Raw genomic sequence first — 17,522 nt, forward strand, 5'->3', positions numbered from 1 at the left:
CGCCTTAGCTCAGTTGGTTAGAGCGCCGGTTTGTGGAACCGGAGGTCCTCAGTTCAAGCCTGAGAGGCGGTACCATCTCCCATCTTGCGGAGGCGTATCACGGCATGACCGAAACGCCCCCCGGCTGGGACCCCCAACAGTACAGTCGGTTCGAGGCTGAGCGCGACCGCGCCGCCCTGGATCTGTTGCTGCGCCTGCCCGGCGCGCTCGATCCGCGCGAGATCTGGGATCTGGGCTGCGGCGCAGGCCAGCATGCGGCCCTGCTGAAGCGCCGGCACTCGCGCGCCGTGGTGCACGGGCTGGATTCCAGCGTCGATATGCTGGCGCGTGCGCGGGCGCTCGGGGCTGATGTCGACTGGCGTCAGGGCGATATTGCGGACTGGAGTCCCGAAGCCCCGGCCGACCTGATTCTGGCCAACGCCTCCCTGCACTGGCTGCCCGACCATCCGTCCCTGCTGCGGCGGCTGACGGGCGCGCTGGCGCCGGGCGGCGTGCTGGCGATCCAGATGCCGATGGCGCACGAGACCCGCCACCACATGCTGGCGCGCGCCGTCGCGGCCGATGGGCCGTGGGCCGCCTCGCTCCAGGGGGTCGAGCCCATCGCACCCCTGCTGACGCCCGAGGCCTATTACGGCTTGCTGGCCGAAACCTGTGGCGAGATCGATATCTGGGCGACCACCTATCTTCACGCCCTGAGCGGACCCGATGCGGTGCTGGAATGGATGAAGGGCACGGCGCTTCGACCTATTCTCTCGGCCCTCGACGATCCGGCTATGCGCGGGGATTTTCTTTCCGCCCTCGGCGCGCGCCTTTGGGAAGCGTTTCCACCACGTCCGGACGGCGTGACCCTGTTGCCGTTTCCGCGGCTGTTCCTGGTAGCGCGACGTCGCTGACCGATCGGCGGCGGCGCAGACCGGTGACCGGACCGTCCAGTTTCGCGAGCGTTTCGGCGGCGGCGAGATAACCGGCGGCGACCCCGGCGTCGAACCCCTTCCAGTCGCGGATGTCCAGGCCGTCCGGCGTCGGCTGGATCAGGACGTCGGTGGCGGCGCGCGAGCTCTCGATGTCGGCGTCCGTGGTCAGGGTGGCCGAGCGCATCAGGATGGAGACGATGGGGGGGCCTCGCCGCCAGGCCCCGGTGACGATGAGTCGCCAGATCGACGGCGGGTGCTCGATGAGGTCGGGATCGACGCCGCGGGCCTCGGACATGTCGATGCCGATGATCGGGCCCGAATGCATCTGTCGCATGACCTCGGTCGGCAGGTTCCTGAGCACCGCGCCGTCGACGAGGACCTGGCGGTCGATGACGATGGGCGGCAGCAGACCCGGTATGGCGATGGAGGCGCGTATGGCCCGGCGCATCAGGCCGCGCCGGTGGACCTCGATCTTGCCGCTGGTCAGATTGGTCGAGACGGCGAAGAAGGGGCGCGCCAGGTCGGCGAGATCGGTCTCGCCATAGGCCTCCAGCAACAGACGATCGACCTTGTGCGCCCGGGTCATGGCCAGCATGGGGAAGGTGATGTCCGAGAGGGGATCGCTCTCGACGAAGGCCTTGTGGATGCGGGCCTCCAGCTCTTCCTGCGACCAGCCCATGGCCGGCCCGGCGGCGATGACGGCGCCCATGGACGAGCCGCCGACGAAATCGATCGGCACCTTCGCCTCATGCAGGGCTCGCAGGGCGCCGATGTGGGAATAGGCCCGGGCGCCGCCGCCCGACATGACCACGCCGACGGCCGAGCCGGTGACGACGCGCGCCATGCGGGCGGCGTCGGCCTGGTCGCCCTCGATCGCCTGGAACCAGCGCCCGGGTTGAATGGCGTCGAGCCAGACGGCGGTATTGGCGGGCCGGGCCATGCGCGGGTCACGCAACAGGATCAGGTCGGTGCGGCGCTGGGCGTCCAGCACCCCCGCGTGGGGCATGGGCCGGTTGGGCGGGGCCATCAGGCCGGCGCCGACCACGAAAACCCGGTCGACCTGCCGGGCGCACAGGGCGGCCCAGGCGGGCTCGTCCGTTTCGGCGACATAGAGGACGAAGTCGTGAGCGTCCTCGACCCGGCTGAACCAGTCGGCGGCGGAGGAGAGGGCGGACTGGTCGATGACCTGGCAGGTGAAGCCGTCGGCCTCTATGGCCGCGGCGATGCGTTCGATGAAGGCGCGGATCGGGCGGGGGCGGGCGGAGATGAAGCCGAAGACGCTGGGTTCGCCTCCCCCCGAGCGCCGGTCGCGGGCGCGCTGGATCATCAGCCGGGACAGTTCGACCATCAGGTCGGGCTCGGTCCGCGCGGCCTCGAAGAAGGCGTCGCGGGGCAGGGCCAGGACCTCGCAGTCGCGCAGGGCGACCACGTCAGCGGTGTGTTCGGTGCCGGCCAGCATGGCCATTTCGCCGGCCGGCTCTCCGGGCCGGATGACGCCGACGAACTGGGGCGGGCGATCCTCGCCGTGATCGCGGCGGAACACCCCCAGACGGCCGCTTCGGAGGAGATACAGGGTGTCGGCGGCGTCGCCCTCGGCGAACAGGGTCTCGCCGCCGGTCAGGGCGAACCAGCTCGCGCGCGTCGTCTTGCCGCCCTCGAAGATGCGGTGAAGGGCGTCTTCCAGCCGGTCTGAGCGGGGAGCGGGCATCTTGGGGATTAGGGATTAGGGATCAGGGATTGAGGATCAGGGAATCGAGGACGTGCGGGTCGGATGGTCGCAGCATCCTGCCCTAATCCCTAATCCCTGATCCCTAATCCCTACCAGGCCCCCATCTCGCGCAGCCGCTTCGCCAGATCCTCCGGCACCTCGCCGGCGTCCAGGGTCGACAGGTCCGGCGGCGCGTCCTTCGGCTCCAGATAGCGCCAGCCCTGGAAGGGCCGGCGCGCCTGGGGGGCGGTGCGGACCAGGTCGGGCGAGAGCTTGATGTGGCACATGCTGGCCTTGCCCTCGCCCCGGGTGGCGATGTCGAGAATGGGCATGCGGCAGGTCACCGAGCCCTTCATCACCCAGTACAGCGAGCCGCCGTCCTCCAGCTCCGCCGCCCGCTTGGGGGTCATCCGGGTGTGGACGGTCAGCCACTCGCCCTTGGCGGCGCGGCGCTCCAGCGTTTCCACCTTCGCCACGCCGACGCACAGCTTGATCATGTGAAGCGGCAAACGATCCTCTTTCTCGCATTCCGGCCGGCGACGCCCTGTTCCGTGGGCGGGAGATTGTTCTCGGACAAGGCGCGGAGCGCCGGGGCCGCCCACCATCAGGGAACACGATGCGGGAGATACATCATGTTCAAGGCGAATGTCGGCGGTCTGGATCGATTTCTGCGGATCATCGTCGGGCTCGGCCTGATCGGGATCGTCTTTGTCGGGCCGCAGACGCCATGGGGCTGGGTCGGCGTCGTGCCGCTGCTGACCGGCCTGTTCGGGACCTGTCCGCTCTACACGCTGCTGGGCATCCGGACCTGCCCCCGGCGATAGCGCCCCCGGGCGGCTCGTCGGCGCGAGACAAGGTCCGGCGGGCGGCGTAAGAATCGGCATGCGAATTGATCGACGCAGGGCAATTACGGGCGTCGCCGGACTGGCGATCCTGGGCTTTGCCCCTGTCGCGGTCGCAGGGATGAACGGGCACGCCATGTACGGACTGATCGGCAAGATGACAGCGACGCCGGGCCAGCGGGACGCCCTGTGCGCCATCCTCCTGGAGGGGCTGGGCCGGATGCCGGGTTGCCTCAGCTATGTGGTCGCCCATGACCCGGCGGACGCGGACACCATCTGGGTCACAGAGGTCTGGACCGACGAGGCGGCCCACCGCGCCTCGCTGCAGGTCCCGGAGGTGCGCGAAGCGATCCGCAAGGGCATGCCGCTGATCGCAACGTTCGGGGATGCGCAGGTGACGCGTCCGGTGGGCGGGGTGGGGCTGCTGGCGGGTGGCTAGTGGTTAGTGGTTAGTGGTTAGTGATTGCAGCTTCGCTGATGGCGGAAGGGCGGCGCTGTCCGCTCTCGTTCGCAGGCGGCGGCCAGCCACTAACCACTAACCACTCGCCACCCGCCACTCACCCCGCGGCCGTGACCGAGGCCAGCACCATATCCGCCGACACCTGATCGCCGACCGAGACGCTGATCTCGCCGACCACGCCGTCGAACGGGGCGACGAGGGCGTGCTCCATCTTCATGGCCTCGAGCACGACGACGGGCTGGCCCTTGGTGACCGTGTCGCCGGGTTTGGCGGGGGTGGCGACGATCTTGCCGGGCATCGGGGCGCGAAGCGAACCGTCGGAGGCGGCGGCGGAGCCGGAGCTTCCGGCGCTCCGCCAGTCCCGGACTTCCACCGCATCGCCCACATCAAACAGTACGGTAACGTCCGCGCGCTCGAGGGTGGAAATCAGTTCGTCATCCACCCAGACGCCGCTCGATAGCCGGTCGGGATTCACGCCTCCGGGGGCGACCTTGAATGCCTGGTCGCCGACAAAGGCATCATACCAGTCAGCGTGTCCGGATTGCTGTTTGGCCAACACCGCTTCGCGCCGTTCTCCATCCACCATGCCGACCGCCTTCATGGAAGGCGCGCCATTCAGGCGGAATCCGAGGCTGTTCCCCCGCCACCCGGCCCAGGGCGATGTTTCCTCTTCGTGCGGGAGGCTGACCGTGCGTCGACGGTCCTCGAATTGGTCCGCGAGACCAGCCGCGATCACCGCGGCCCGGAGGCGCTTTTCGGTGAGCATCTCGCTCTCGGCGCCGATCAGGCCTGTATCAACGTCGCCTTCGACAAAGCGCGGGTGCTCAAGACACCGGACGAGGAAGCCTGCGTTGGTCCTCACCGGCCAGACCTCGACCTCCGCACAGGCCTCGGCAAGTGCTTCCGCCGCCTCTTCCCGCGTCTCCGCGTGCACGATCAGCTTGGCGATCATGGGGTCGTAGAACTGGCTGACCTCGCCGCCCTGTTCGACGCCCGTGTCCACCCGCACGCCGTCGGGCATGATGAAATGCTCGAGCTTGCCGATGCTGGGCAGGAAGCCGTTGGCCGGGTCCTCGGCATAGAGGCGGGCTTCCATGGCCCAGCCGTTCAGGGGGATGTCGGCCTGTTTCATCGGGATGGGCTCGCCGGCGGCGACGCGGAACTGCCATTCGACCAGGTCGACGCCGGTGACGGCCTCGGTGACCGGGTGTTCGACCTGCAGCCGGGTGTTCATCTCCATGAACCAGATGCGGTCGGCCTTGAGGCCGTCGGAGGCGTCGGCGATGAATTCGATGGTGCCGGCGCCCTCGTAGTTCACGGCCTTGGCGGCGCGGACGGCGGCGTCGGTGACGGCCTTGCGGGTGGCGGCGTCCATGCCGGGGGCAGGGGCTTCCTCGATCACCTTCTGGTGGCGGCGCTGCAGGGAGCAGTCGCGCTCGTAAAGGTGGACGACGGTCCCGTGCGTGTCGCCGAAGACCTGCACCTCGATGTGGCGCGGGCGGGTGATGTATTTCTCGATCAGGACGCGGGGGTCGCCGAAGGAGGACTGGCCCTCGCGCTGGGCCGAGGCGAGGCCGTCGGCGAAGTCTTCAGCGCGATCGACCTTTTTCATGCCCTTGCCGCCGCCGCCGGCGACGGCCTTGATCAGCACCGGATAGCCGATGGCGTCGGCTTCCCTCTGCAGGCGGTCCGGAGACTGGTCCTCGCCCAGATAGCCGGGGGTGACCGGCACGCCGGCCTCGATCATCAGGGATTTGGCGGCGTCCTTCAGCCCCATGGCGCGGATGGCGGCGGGGGGCGGGCCGATCCAGACCAGTCCGGCGGCCATGACGGCTTCGGCAAAGTCGGCGTTCTCGGACAGGAAGCCATAGCCCGGATGGATGGCCTCGGCGCCGGTCTGTTTCGCTGCGGCCAGCACCTTCGCGGCGTCCAGATAGGACTCACGGGCGGCGGCGGGTCCGATCAGGACGGCTTCATCGGCCTCGCGGACGTGCAGCGCCTGCGCATCGGCTTCGGAATAGACGGCGATGGTCCGGATGCCCATGCGGCGGGCGGTCCGGAAGACGCGACAGGCGATCTCGCCGCGATTGGCGACCAGGACGGAGGTGAACATGGGTCGGTTGTAGAGGTGGCGAGTGGCTAGTGGCTAGTGGCTAGTGGCTGGCCGGCATCTGAGCGCTGTGATGGGGGTGTCGCCCGTCCGCTGACAAGGCAGCGGCAATCACTAGCCACTAGCCACTAGCCACTAGCCACTAGCCACTCCTTCTACTCCGTCCAGCGCGGCTTGCGCTTTTCGAGGAAGGCGCCGACCCCTTCCTGGCCTTCAGGCGAGACGCGGGCGCGGGCGATGCGTTTGGCGGTTTCCTCCATCAGCGAATGGTCGATGCGGTGGCCGGCGACGTGGTTCACCAGCCGCTTGGCCTCGCCGACCGCGCCGGGCGCGCAGGCCTTCATGCTGTCGGAGAAGCCGGCGATGAAGCCGTCGATCTCGTCCGCGCTGTCGAGCACATGGCTGACAAGGCCGAAGCTCCTGGCCGAGTCGGCGTCGAACAGTTCGGCCGTCATGAACAGGGCCCGCGCCGTGCGGGCTCCGACGGCCTCGACCACATAGGGGGCGATGGTGCCGGGGATGAGGCCGAGCTTGACCTCGGAGAAGGCGAATTTCGCGCCCTTGACCGCCACGGCCATGTCGCAGGCGGCGACGATGCCGGCCCCGCCGCCCATGGCCGCCCCCTCGACGATGGCGCAGGTCAGGGCCGGGATCTCGTGCAGGGCGTTGAGCATCTTCGCCAGACCCATGGCGTCGTCGCGGTTGTCGCTCTCGGACCAGCGGGCAGCGTCGGCCATCCAGGCGAGGTCGGCGCCGGCGCTGAAGGTTCCGCCCGCGCCACGGATGAAGACGACCCTGACATGATCCGCGCCCTGCAGGGTCTCGAAGGCCTCATAGAGGGCGGCGATGGTCGGGGCGTCGAAGGCGTTGCGCTTTTCCGGCCGGTTGATGGTGATGAAGACCACGCCGTCGGCGGTGGAGTCGATCCGGACCAGATCGTCATTGGCGTCCGGCGCCGGATCGGTCAGCAGCGGATGAGCGATGGCATTGATCTCGGCGGCCTCGGCCGGGGTGATGTCGAGGGCGTTCAGTTCGGCTTCGGTCGGTTTGCGCATGATGGGCTCCTGGGGGCTGTGCCTCTGTAACGCATCACCCCGTAAATCGCATCGCGCTGGCGCAAAGACCGGCGTTATCTTGACAGGGCGAGGCCGCTCGTCTTGATGACCGAATCGTTAACGAGAAAGTCCCGGGGACGAGGTCATCCGATGTCGAAAGCCGCCGCCAGCAACAGGAAGCCCGCCCGACTGACTCCGGCCAAGGCCAGATTGGCGGCCGAAATCCGGGAGCAGCTCAAGGCGCAGGGCGGCGCGGCGCATCGTGATGTGGTCATCGGCCGCATCCTGCAGAGCAAGGGCGTCCACGGCCCCGCCGCCGAACGCACCCGCCGCGCCCTGCTGTCGGCCTTCGAACTGCATATGCACCCGACCCCGGACAGCGAGGCTCCGCGCCTGTTCGACCTGCCGTTCGGCCCGGACTCCTACCGCTGGGCGCTGGACGAGCCGGTGCGGCCGTCAATAACTTTCTGAATGCCGACCAGCGCAGCCGATCGCCTCCGCCGTACGAGCGTGGCCAGTGTCCACGTCCACTACGTCGCCAAGGCCGAGCGGAAGGGTCGCACGCGGGCCGAGGTGGATGAGTTGATCCGCTGGCTGACGGGCTATTCGCAGGATCAGCTGGAGGCGCTGCTGGCGGCGAAGACCGATTTCGGGACCTTCTTCGCCGAGGCGCCGGCGATGAACCCGAACCGCTTCCTGATCACCGGCATGATCTGCGGCTACCGGGTCGAGGAGATCGAGGACCCCTTCATGCGCGAGATCCGCCACCTCGACAAACTGGTCGACGAGGTGAGCAAGGGGAAGGCGATGGAGAAGGTGCTGCGGGCGGGCTGACGCTGCTTGTCATCCCGGCCGAAGCGAAGCGGAGAGCCGGGACGGATTGCGTGCCTCATGTGGACTCCCGGAAATCGTCTTCGATTATCCGGGAGACAGGCGGCCTTCGTGCTGACCTGACCTGTGGCCCGGATAGCTGCTGGCGCAGCTTCCGGGCCGGGTTCTTTGTTCGCCCAGCCGTCCCGGCTCTCCGCTTCGCGGCGTCCGGGATGACAAGGCGCTACATCCGGAACACGCCGAACGTCGTCTCCGGAATCGGGGCGTTGAGGCTGGCGCTGATTGCCAGCCCCAGCACGTCACGCGTCTGCACCGGATCGATCACCCCGTCGTCCCAGAGGCGGGCGGTGGCGTGGTACGGATTGCCCTCGTCCTCGTATTTCTGACGGATCGGGGCCTTGAAGGCCTCGGCCTCGTCGGGGGTCCAGCTGTCTGCGTCGCGGTGAACGGTGGCCAGGACGGCGGCGGCCTGTTCGCCGCCCATGACGCTGATCCGGCTGTTGGGCCAGGTGAAGAGGAAGCGGGGGGCGAAGGCGCGGCCGCACATGCCGTAGTTGCCGGCCCCGAAGCTGCCGCCGATCAGGACGGTGAATTTCGGAACCTCGGCCGAGGAGACGGCGGTGACCAGCTTGGCGCCGTTCTTGGCGATGCCCTCGGCCTCGTATTTGCCACCGACCATGAAGCCACTGATGTTCTGCAGGAAGACCAGCGGGATCTTCCGTTTGCAGGCCAGTTCGATGAAGTGGGCGCCCTTCAGCGCGCTTTCCGAGAACAGCACGCCGTTGTTGGCCAGGATGGCGACCGGATAGCCCCAGATCCGGGCGAAGCCGCAGACCAGCGTCGTGCCGTACAGGGCCTTGAACTCGTCGAACTCGGAGCCGTCGACCAGACGGGCGATGACCTCGCGCACGTCATAGGGGGCGCGGACGTCGTCGGGGATGAGGCCGTACAGCTCCTCGGCGTCGAAGGCGGGGGCGCGCGGCTCGCGAACGTCCATCTCGACCGACTTCACCGTGTTCAGGCTGTCGACGATGGTGCGAACAATCTCCAGCGCGTGCTCGTCGTTCTCAGCGACATAGTCGACGACGCCCGACTTGCGGCCGTGCGTCTCCGAACCGCCCAGTTCCTCGGCGGAGATGACCTCGCCCGTGGCGGCCTTCACCAGCGGGGGGCCGGCGAGGAAGATGGTGCCCTGGTTGCGGACGATGACGCTCTCGTCCGACATGGCCGGAACATAGGCCCCGCCGGCGGTGCAGCTGCCCATGACGCAGGCGATCTGCGGGATCGACTTCGCCGACATCCGGGCCTGGTTGAAGAAGATGCGGCCGAAATGGTCGCGGTCGGGAAAGACCTCGGCCTGGTGAGGCAGATTGGCGCCGCCGGAATCGACCAGATAGACGCAGGGCAGGCGGTTCTGCTCGGCGATCTCCTGCGCCCGCAGGTGCTTCTTCACCGTCATCGGGAAGTAGGCGCCGCCCTTCACCGTCGGATCGTTGGCGACGATCATGACCTCGCGGCCCGAGACCCGGCCGATGCCGCAGATCATGCCGGCGCCGGGCGCCCCGTCGGGGTCTTTTGCATCGCCATACATGCCGTTGGCGGCCAGCTGGCCGATCTCGAGGAAGGGCGAGCCGGGGTCCAGCAGCCGCTCGACCCGGTCGCGGGGCAGCAGCTTGCCGCGCGAGACGTGGCGGTCGCGGCTGGCGTCGGAGCCGCCGCGCGCGGCCTTCGCCACCTTTTCGTGGAGTTCGTCGCGGAGGGCGCGGTTATGGGCGTCGAGCGCCTTGAAGGCGGGGCTGTTCGGGTCGATGGCGGACGTCAGCTTGGGCATGAAGCCGGTTTAAGCGGCTTCGCGGGCAGGGGGAAGCGGCAGGGTCGTGTCACCGTCCCGATCCCGGATGATCATCCGCCCTGGCTGACGCCGTAACCGATCAGGGCGATCGCCGCCGCCAGCAGCATCCAGCCCGGATGCCGCCCGCGGGTCCCCCAGAAATTGCCGACCGCGCCGTACAGAAGCAGGCTGCCGACAAACAGGCCGGTCCAAAGCCTGAGGTCCTCGCCGGCCCATTGTGCGGCGGCGATCAGGGCCAGACCGCCGAGGAACCAGACGACTGTACTCATATGGAGAAGCAGCGGCACAAGCCGCCGGATCGGCCCGTTGATCCGGCCGTTCGCGACGAGCGCCGCCTCGATCGGTTTGACCATCAGCCGTTGGGTCAGGACCCCGTGGACCACGGCTGTGCCGCTCCCGATGACCCCGGCCAGAATCAGGGCGGTGTTGTGCCAGCTCATTGCCATACACTCCTGTATGGTACGTCTATGGCGAAGGTGCTGGTCCGCGTCAATACACCTGTGTATGGTCGGGGCGTGATCGAACGCCTGACCAAATCCGACTGGATCGCGCACGGCCTGCGGACGCTGGCGGGCGATGGCGTGGCCGGTCTGAAGGTCGGGTCCATGGCGACCGGGCTGCAGGTGTCACGCGGCAGTTTCTACTGGCATTTTGAGGACATCGCCGATTTCCGGTCCCAGCTTCTGAAAAGCTGGCAGGAGCGAACGACCGATCAGGTGATCCGGGAACTCGAGACAGAGGCCGAGCCGGAGCGACTGAAGCAGCTTCTGACGCGGGCGTTCGATGCGCGACCGACCGTAGACCGGGCCATCCGGTCGTGGGCCGCGGAGGATGAGGCGGTCGCCGCGATCGTGGCGTCCGTCGACGCGCGCAGGATCGCCTATATCGCGGACCTGATCGTAGCGGCGGGCGTGGAGCGACAGCGCGCGTCCCGCCGGGCGACCTTTCTCTACTGGGCCTGGCTGGGACAGACCATCGTCATGGACCCAAGCCATGCCTCTCTAGCGGACGTCGAGATGGACGACATTTGCGAGCTGTTCGAATCCTGAGCGGTCGCCCCGGTCATGGCTTTCCTTATGCCAGCCCCGAAGATTCCCGGGTTGACCGCGCCGCGCCGCCATGGCCTGTCCCGCCTCCCATGTTCGCCCTCAGCCTCCAGACCCGCGCCAGCCTGAAAGACCTGCTGCACCTCGCGTGGCCGGTGGTGCTGGCGCGTATCGGCATCATGACCATGGGGCTCACCGACGCCATTGTGGTGGGCAATTTCGCCAGCCGCGAGCTGGCCTTCCACTCCCTGGCCTGGGCCCCGCATTCGATCATCGTGGTGACGGCGGTCGGCCTGCTCTTCGGGGTGCAGGTGATGACCGCGCGCATGCTGGGCGAGGGCCGGCGCGAAGAGGTCGGCGCGGTGCTGCGGCGAGGCCTCGCCTATGCGCTTCAACTCGGCGTCGCGGCCTGTATCGCCCTGATCTTCATAGGCCCCTGGGCGCTGGGCCAGATCAATCTGGAAGCCGGGCTGGCCGAGGGCGCGGGACCGGCGCTGATCGTGCTGGCGCTTTCGATGCCGGCCTATCTGGTCTCGGTGGCGGCGCAGTTCTTTCTGGAGGCCCTCGGCAGGCCCAAGCCCGGGATGGTGGCCATGTGGGTGGCCAATGGCGTGAACTTGGCGCTCAATCTCCTGCTGGTGCCGGATCTGCTGGGACTGGGCGTGGACGGGGCGACGGCGTCCTGCTGGGCCACATTCTGGGCGCGCGCGGCGCTCGCGGTCTTCCTCGTGATCTACATCGCCCGCCTGCCCGAGGCGCGGGCGCTGGGCGTCTTCAACCGGCCCCGGCGAGACCCGGTCGCGGCGCGCGAGCAGCGCAAGATCGGCTACGGCGGGGGTTCGTCCTATTTCATCGAGGTCGCCGCCTTCGCGGCCATGACCTTCTTCGCGGGCCAGCTCGGCGCCAATGAGACGGCGGCCTGGGCCATCGTGCTCAACGTCTCGGCCATCGTCTTCATGGTTCCCATGGGGCTGTCGTCGGCGACGGCCGTTCTGGTCGGACGGGCGCATGGCGCGGGCGACGGGCGCGGCGCCCTGCGCGCGGGGCTGGTGGGGGTGGGAGTCGTCGCGGCCCTGACCCTGACGGTCGCCCTGGTCGTCTGGCCGACCGCCCACTGGATGGCGGGCGCCTACAGCCGGGACCCGGCCCTGCTGGCCATCGCCGCGCCCGCCCTCGTGCTGGCCACGCTGTTCTTCGTGGCGGACGGGATCCAGGTGGTCGCGGCCCAGGCCAATCGCGCGGCGGGCGATGTCTGGTGGCCCACCATCATGCATTTCGTGGCCTACAGCCTGATCATGATGCCGCTGGGCTGGTGGTGGGCGCATGAGATCGGCGTCGATGGCCTGGTCTGGGCGGTGATCGTGGCCAGCCTGGTGTCTTCGGTGCTGCTGACGGGGCGGTTCGTGCGGGTGGCGCGGCGGCTGCCGCAGGGATTAGGGATTAGGGATTAGGAGAGGCAGGGTTGCGATATGCCATCGTACTCGCCACTAACCCTGTCTGATCCTTGGTCCCTCATCCCTAATCCCGGCCTCCATGTCCCGCATCCTCATCACCTCGGCGCTCCCGTACATCAACGGCATCAAGCATCTGGGGAATCTGGCGGGCTCGATGCTGCCGGCGGACGTCTATGCGCGGTTCAAGCGGGCGCAGGGCCATGAGGTGCTCTACATCTGCGCCACCGACGAACACGGGACGCCAGCCGAGCTGGCCGCCGCCGCCGCCGGTCAGGACGTGCGGACCTATTGCGACGAACAGCACGAGGTCCAGAAGGCTGCGGGCGAGGCGTTCGGCCTGAGCTATGACTGGTTCGGCCGGTCCTCGAACGCGCCCAATCACCGGCTGACCCAGCATTTCGCGGACGTCCTCGAGAAGAACGGCCTGATCGAGGAGCGGGTCGACCGGATGATCTATTCGGTCGATGATGCGCGCTTCCTGCCCGACCGCTATGTCGAGGGCACCTGTCCGCACTGCGGCCATGTCGGCGCGCGCGGCGACCAGTGCGACAATTGCGGGCGGCTGCTGGACCCGACCGACCTGATCGATCCGTACTCAGCCGTGTCAGGCTCGCGCAATCTGGAGGTCCGGGACACGCGGCACCTCTATCTGCTGCAGACGAAGCTGGCCGACCGGATCCGGGCGTGGATCGGATCGAAGACCGACTGGCAGACGCTGGCGAAATCGATCGCGCTGAAACACCTCGACGAGGGGCTGATCGACCGGGGCATTACCCGCGACCTGAAATGGGGTGTGCCGGTGGTGGGGCCGGATGGCGGGCCGCGGCCGGGCATGGAAGGCAAGGTCTTCTACGTCTGGTTCGACGCCCCCATCGAATACATCGGCGCGACCGAGGAATGGGCCGATGCGACCGGGACGACCTGGCGCAACTGGTGGCGGACGGACGAAGGGGCGGACGACGTCCGCTACGTCCAGTTCATGGGCAAGGACAATGTCGCCTTCCACACCGTCAGCTTCCCGGTGACCATCCTCGGCTCCGGCGAGCCTTGGAAAACGGTGGATACACTCAAGGCCTTCAACTGGCTGAACTGGTACGGCGGGAAATTCTCGACCAGCCAGAAGCGCGGCGTCTTCATGGACCAGGCGCTGGAACTGCTGCCCGCCGACTACTGGCGCTGGCACCTGACGGCCTATGGACCGGAGCATTCGGACGCGGCCTTCACCTGGGAGCAGTTCCAGTCGACGACCAACAAGGACCTGGCCGATGTGCTGGGCAATTTCGTCAACCGCATCGTCAAATTCGCCGAGAGCAAGTTCGACGGCGTGGTCCCGGACGCGGGCGAGCCCGGTCCGCTGGAGGCGAAGCTGGAGGCCGACCTGCGCGCCGGCATCGCCGAGGCCACGGCTTGGTTCGAGGCCATGGAGTTCCGAAAGGCGGCCGTCGCCCTGCGCGCCGTCTGGGTGCTGGGCAATGAATATCTGCAGGAGGCCGCGCCCTGGACCGCCTTCAAGACCGATGTGGACCGCGCCGCCGTCGGCGTGCGCACCGGCCTGAACCTCGTCGCCCTGTTCGCCCGTCTGGCCGCGCCGGTGATGCCGCATTCGGCGGTGAAGATCGGGGCGGCGGTCGGGGCGACGGACCTGAGCTGGCCGACGGCGGACGAGCCGCTGCTGGACGCCCTGCCGCGCGGCCAGACCGTGGCGGCGGCGGGGGTGCTGTTCACCAAGATCGAGGACACGCAGGTGGCCGAGTGGTCCGAACGCTTCGGCGGCGCGGACGCCTGACCGTGGAGCGGTCGGCCTCCTTCACCAGGCTGCTGGCCGAGGATCAGGCCGAGGATCGGGCGGTGCTGGCGGGTGAGCCGGCCTATGTCGCTCTGCGGGTCCGGGACCGGGCGCGCCGCGAGGCGGTTACGGCGCTGCTGGCTGACGGCTGGCCCGAGGACGCTGACGCCCTCTATGCCGCCGCCTGGATCATGAACCACGGCGACCTTTGGGAGGAGGCGGCCTACGGGCATCGACTGGCGCAGCGCGCCGCCGAGTTGGGCCGTCCGGGCGCGCGCTGGCTGGCCGCGGCGGCGCTGGACCGGTCGCTGATGTACGCGGAGCGGCCCCAGAAATACGGCACCAACATCGTCCCCGACGGGGTCGGCTGGCGGCTGTGGGACGTCGATCCGGCGACCACAGACCAGGAGCGGATCGCCAACGATGTGCCGCCGCTGGCCGAGATGCAGGCGCGAGCGGCGGCGATCACCACGCCCCAGCCCGATATGGCCGGGGCGCCGGAGTCGCTCAGGCGGGCGATGCGCCGCTGGGGGACGCTGCCGCCGGCGTGACGGTTGCCAGCGGCGGCGCGTCCGACGGCCGGGACGGGAGACCCGTCGCCGGGGTCGCCGTGCCCTCGCTGCGCACGCCCTTCAGATATTTGGCCTTTTCCTTCTCGGTGATGTCGAGGAAGCCGGGGGCGGAGGCGTTGAAGGCGTCCATGCGGTCCGTCCGCACGATCACCGACCGGGCGCCGTCCCAGATCATGTGAACGGCGACATAGAGGACGATGACGAGACCGACGTAGCCGATCCAGCGGTGCTTGGTCAGCAGCTTGGCGATGAAGGTCGCGGCGACGCCCATCAGGGCGATCGACAGGATCAGGCCGAAGACCATGATCCAGGGGTGTTCATGCGCCGCGCCGGCCACGGCCAGCACGTTGTCCAGCGACATGGTGATGTCGGCGATCATGATCTGGACGAGGGCGGCGCCGAAAGACTTGCGCTTGATGCCCAGGGCCTCGGGGGGCGGTCCGCCGCCGTGGTGGGCGGACAGGGCGGTTTCCAGCTCAGCCTCGGCCTCGGCCTGGTCGTGGGTCTTCTGCTCCTGCAGCTCCCGCCACATTTTCCAGCAGACCCAGAGCAGCAGGACGCCGCCGGCCAGCAGCAGGCCGATGATCGCCAGCAGCTGGACGGTGATCAGGGCGAAGCCGATGCGGAACAGCACCGCGGCCCCGAGGCCGATCAGGATGGCCTTCTTGCGCTGTTCGGGCGCCAGGGCGGCGGCGGCGAGGCCGACGGCCACGGCATTGTCGCCGGCCAGCACCAGATCGATCATCAGCACCTGGCCGAGCGCGGAGAGCTGGCTGGCGAGTTCGGGAGACGAGAGGAATTCCATGACCGCTCTCTATTCCCGCCGCGACGAAATGCAACCGGTCACGATCATCCCTGGATCAGCCCTGTTTTCGGCAGGCTTCGTAAAGCGCCACGGCGGCGGCGTTGGAGACGTTCAGGCTCTCGAAACCGCCGGGCATGGGAATCTTCGCCAGGACATCGCAATGCTCCGCGACCAGTCGCCGGATGCCGTCGCCTTCGGAACCCATGACGAGCACGGTCGGGCGCTCATCCAGCGCCTGTTCCAGCGTCAACTCGGCCGAGCCGTCGAGGCCGACCGCGCGCCAGCCCATGTCGGCGAGCGTCTCGAGTGCGCGGCTGAGATTGGTCACCCGGGCGCAGGGCAGGCGTTCCGTCGCGCCGGCCGAGGCCTTGGCCAGGGCGCCGGCGAGGGCGGGTGAGTGCCGGTCCTGAACCACGATCCCCTTCGCGCCAAAGGCCAGCGCCGAGCGGAAGATGGCCCCGACGTTCTGCGGATCGGTCAGTTGGTCCAGCATGACGATGACGCCGCCCTCTCCGGCGATGTCCTCCAGCGCCACGCCTTCCAGAGGCTGGACCTTGAACGCCATACCCTGATGCACGGCGCCCGGCGGCAGCATCCGGTCCAGCGCCTGGACCTCGATGATCTCGATCCTGTGGCCGTTGGCCAGCTTGTCGCGTTCGAGTTCCGCGGCGCGGTCGGCGGTCGCCAGCAGCCGGCCCATGCCCTTGCGGGCCGGATTGGCGAGGGCGGCGATGACCGGGTGGCGACCCCAGACGAAATTGTCGGCGTCAGCCTTGGCTCGCGAAGGACGCGGGGCGGAATCAGAGAAGGCCTTCGGCTTCGGGTTGGGGTTCCAGCCGCCGCGGTCCGGACCGCCCTCGGACTTGCCCTTGGCGCCCGCTCCGGGCCCACCGGCGCGGGCCGCCGACCGGTCGCCGAAAGCCGGTTTTTTGCCCGATTTCCGGTCGTTGCGTTCTGGATTTCTCGACACTATAAGACGCCCTCCGATTTGGAGCCCTGAGGGCTTTCGGGTCTGGCGCCCCTCCTAAACCAGGCGACGCAGGAACCCGAGAGCTTTTGTTGTTTCGACGGCCGAAAGGTCGCCGGCGCATCGGTCCGACGGTTCGAAAACGCGCTGGGGGAATGTCCCGAGTGGCAAAGGGGGGGGACTGTAAATCCCCTGCGTAAGCTTCGCAGGTTCGAGTCCTGCTTCCCCCACCACGCGGTTTCGAAACGAAGGTCCGGACCCCATATCGGGTCGGCTGCGGAGGGCTGAGGCGCCTGACGCAGTCTCCGTGCGGGTATAGTACAATGGTAGTACAGCAGCCTTCCAAGCTGAATATGTCGGTTCGATTCCGTCTACCCGCTCCAGAATTCTCTAGCTGACCAACGCCCGCTCCCCATCTCTGGGCCAGGGCCACAGGAGTTTTGGCCATGGCCAAGGAAAAGTTCGAACGTAACAAGCCGCACTGCAACATCGGCACGATTGGTCACGTTGACCACGGCAAGACGACGCTGACGGCGGCGATCACGATGGTTCTGGCCAAGGCCAGCGGCGGCAAGGCGATGAACTACGCCGACATCGACGCGGCGCCGGAAGAGAAGGCGCGCGGCATCACGATCAACACGGCGCACGTCGAGTATGAGACGGCCGCCCGTCACTACGCCCACGTCGACTGCCCCGGCCACGCCGACTATGTGAAGAACATGATCACCGGCGCCGCCCAGATGGACGGCGCGATCCTGGTGGTGTCGGCCGCCGACGGCCCGATGCCGCAGACCCGCGAGCACATCCTGCTGGCCCGTCAGGTCGGCGTGCCGGCCCTGGTGGTCTACCTGAACAAGGTCGACCTGGTGGACGATGCCGAGCTGCTGGAACTGGTCGAGATGGAGGTGCGCGAGCTCCTCTCCAGCTACCAGTTCCCGGGCGACGACATTCCGATCACCGCCGGTTCGGCCAAGGCCGCCACCGACGGCGTGAACCCGGAAATCGGCGAGCAGTCGGTTCTGAAGCTGATGCAGACCGTGGATGACTACATCCCGCAGCCGGCGCGTCCGCTGGACCTGCCGTTCCTGATGCCGGTGGAAGACGTGTTCTCGATCTCGGG

17 protein-coding genes, 3 tRNA genes and 1 pseudogene are annotated in these 17,522 nt (G+C 68.2%); 13 read left to right on the forward strand and 8 right to left on the reverse strand.

Features of this window, described 5'->3' with window-relative positions; translation table 11 throughout:
* Together B3E43_RS08250 and B3E43_RS08255 are read left to right on the forward strand one after the other, a co-directional pair.
* Positions 1-75 (forward strand) — tRNA-His (locus tag B3E43_RS08250).
* Positions 76-104: 29 nt separating this feature from the next.
* Positions 105-521, forward strand: a pseudogene (locus B3E43_RS08255) (methyltransferase domain-containing protein); the annotation flags it as partial.
* 250 nt (positions 522-771) lie between these two features.
* Here the strand turns inward: B3E43_RS08255 and B3E43_RS08260 are convergent.
* A complete protein-coding gene (locus B3E43_RS08260; RefSeq protein WP_292028354.1) occupies positions 772-2,622 on the reverse strand; it encodes a patatin-like phospholipase family protein in 1,851 nt (616 codons plus the stop codon).
* 110 nt (positions 2,623-2,732) lie between these two features.
* Complete coding sequence (locus B3E43_RS08265; RefSeq protein ID WP_298701699.1) at positions 2,733-3,131, reverse strand: DUF1489 family protein; 399 nt, start codon at positions 3,129-3,131, stop codon at positions 2,733-2,735.
* Positions 3,132-3,254: 123 nt separating this feature from the next.
* Here B3E43_RS08265 and B3E43_RS08270 point away from each other — a divergent pair, with 123 nt between their 5' ends.
* Together B3E43_RS08270 and B3E43_RS08275 are read left to right on the forward strand one after the other, a co-directional pair.
* A complete protein-coding gene (locus B3E43_RS08270; protein WP_292028358.1) occupies positions 3,255-3,446 on the forward strand; it encodes a YgaP family membrane protein in 192 nt (63 codons plus the stop codon).
* Between the two features lie 58 nt (positions 3,447-3,504).
* Complete coding sequence (locus B3E43_RS08275; protein ID WP_292028359.1) at positions 3,505-3,903, forward strand: putative quinol monooxygenase; 399 nt, start codon at positions 3,505-3,507, stop codon at positions 3,901-3,903.
* 118 nt (positions 3,904-4,021) lie between these two features.
* Here the strand turns inward: B3E43_RS08275 and B3E43_RS08280 are convergent, their stop codons facing one another.
* Positions 4,022-6,037 (reverse strand): acetyl/propionyl/methylcrotonyl-CoA carboxylase subunit alpha, encoded by a 2,016-nt coding sequence (locus tag B3E43_RS08280; RefSeq protein WP_292028361.1) that lies wholly within the window; start codon positions 6,035-6,037, stop codon positions 4,022-4,024.
* Positions 6,038-6,189: 152 nt separating this feature from the next.
* On the reverse strand, positions 6,190-7,089 hold the full coding sequence (locus B3E43_RS08285) for an enoyl-CoA hydratase-related protein (protein WP_292028363.1): 900 nt from the start codon (positions 7,087-7,089) through the stop codon (positions 6,190-6,192).
* Positions 7,090-7,239: 150 nt separating this feature from the next.
* Between B3E43_RS08285 and B3E43_RS08290 the strand changes: the two genes are divergently transcribed.
* Positions 7,240-7,560 (forward strand): hypothetical protein, encoded by a 321-nt coding sequence (locus B3E43_RS08290; protein WP_292028364.1) that lies wholly within the window; start codon positions 7,240-7,242, stop codon positions 7,558-7,560.
* On the forward strand, positions 7,561-7,923 hold the full coding sequence (locus B3E43_RS08295; RefSeq protein WP_292028366.1) for a DUF2200 domain-containing protein: 363 nt from the start codon (positions 7,561-7,563) through the stop codon (positions 7,921-7,923).
* A 220-nt stretch (positions 7,924-8,143) separates the two neighbouring features.
* Here the strand turns inward: B3E43_RS08295 and B3E43_RS08300 are convergent, their stop codons facing one another.
* Together B3E43_RS08300 and B3E43_RS08305 are read right to left on the reverse strand one after the other, a co-directional pair.
* Positions 8,144-9,751, reverse strand: a complete 1,608-nt coding sequence (locus tag B3E43_RS08300) for a carboxyl transferase domain-containing protein (protein WP_292028368.1) — start codon at positions 9,749-9,751, stop codon at positions 8,144-8,146.
* Between the two features lie 71 nt (positions 9,752-9,822).
* Entirely contained in the window at positions 9,823-10,212 is a 390-nt protein-coding gene (locus tag B3E43_RS08305; protein WP_292028370.1) for a hypothetical protein, read from the reverse strand.
* A 27-nt stretch (positions 10,213-10,239) separates the two neighbouring features.
* Here B3E43_RS08305 and B3E43_RS08310 point away from each other — a divergent pair, with 27 nt between their 5' ends.
* The 4 genes from B3E43_RS08310 (at position 10,240) to B3E43_RS08325 (ending at position 14,609) form a co-directional block, all read left to right on the forward strand.
* Complete coding sequence (locus B3E43_RS08310) at positions 10,240-10,821, forward strand: TetR/AcrR family transcriptional regulator (RefSeq protein ID WP_292028371.1); 582 nt, start codon at positions 10,240-10,242, stop codon at positions 10,819-10,821.
* A gap of 89 nt (positions 10,822-10,910) precedes the next feature.
* The gene (locus tag B3E43_RS08315) at positions 10,911-12,269 is read left to right on the forward strand and encodes an MATE family efflux transporter (protein WP_292028373.1); all 1,359 of its coding nucleotides are present in this window, start codon (positions 10,911-10,913) and stop codon (positions 12,267-12,269) included.
* An 82-nt stretch (positions 12,270-12,351) separates the two neighbouring features.
* On the forward strand, positions 12,352-14,058 hold the full coding sequence (gene metG / locus B3E43_RS08320) for a methionine--tRNA ligase (protein ID WP_292028375.1): 1,707 nt from the start codon (positions 12,352-12,354) through the stop codon (positions 14,056-14,058).
* Entirely contained in the window at positions 14,025-14,609 is a 585-nt protein-coding gene (locus B3E43_RS08325) for a hypothetical protein (RefSeq protein ID WP_292028376.1), read from the forward strand. Before metG ends, B3E43_RS08325 begins: the two co-directional genes overlap by 34 nt.
* Here B3E43_RS08325 and B3E43_RS08330 read toward each other — a convergent pair.
* Positions 14,566-15,435: a TerC family protein gene (locus B3E43_RS08330; RefSeq protein ID WP_292028378.1), complete on the reverse strand. Its 870-nt coding sequence runs from the start codon at positions 15,433-15,435 to the stop codon at positions 14,566-14,568. The two genes, B3E43_RS08325 and B3E43_RS08330, sit on opposite strands and share 44 nt — an antisense overlap.
* 55 nt (positions 15,436-15,490) lie before the next feature.
* Positions 15,491-16,405: a 23S rRNA (guanosine(2251)-2'-O)-methyltransferase RlmB gene (gene rlmB, locus B3E43_RS08335; protein ID WP_292028380.1), complete on the reverse strand. Its 915-nt coding sequence runs from the start codon at positions 16,403-16,405 to the stop codon at positions 15,491-15,493.
* Positions 16,406-16,551: 146 nt separating this feature from the next.
* On the opposite strand from rlmB, the gene B3E43_RS08340 reads away from it, so the two are divergent.
* From B3E43_RS08340 to B3E43_RS08350, 3 genes are all read left to right on the forward strand, one after another.
* A tRNA-Tyr gene (locus B3E43_RS08340) sits at positions 16,552-16,635 on the forward strand.
* A 76-nt stretch (positions 16,636-16,711) separates the two neighbouring features.
* Positions 16,712-16,785, forward strand: a tRNA-Gly gene (locus tag B3E43_RS08345).
* 63 nt (positions 16,786-16,848) lie between these two features.
* Positions 16,849-17,522: GTP-binding protein (locus B3E43_RS08350; RefSeq protein WP_292028382.1), on the forward strand; the 674-nt coding region annotated here is incomplete at its 3' end.

Source organism: Brevundimonas sp. UBA2416, assembly GCF_002343105.1.
Taxonomy (GTDB): domain Bacteria; phylum Pseudomonadota; class Alphaproteobacteria; order Caulobacterales; family Caulobacteraceae; genus Brevundimonas.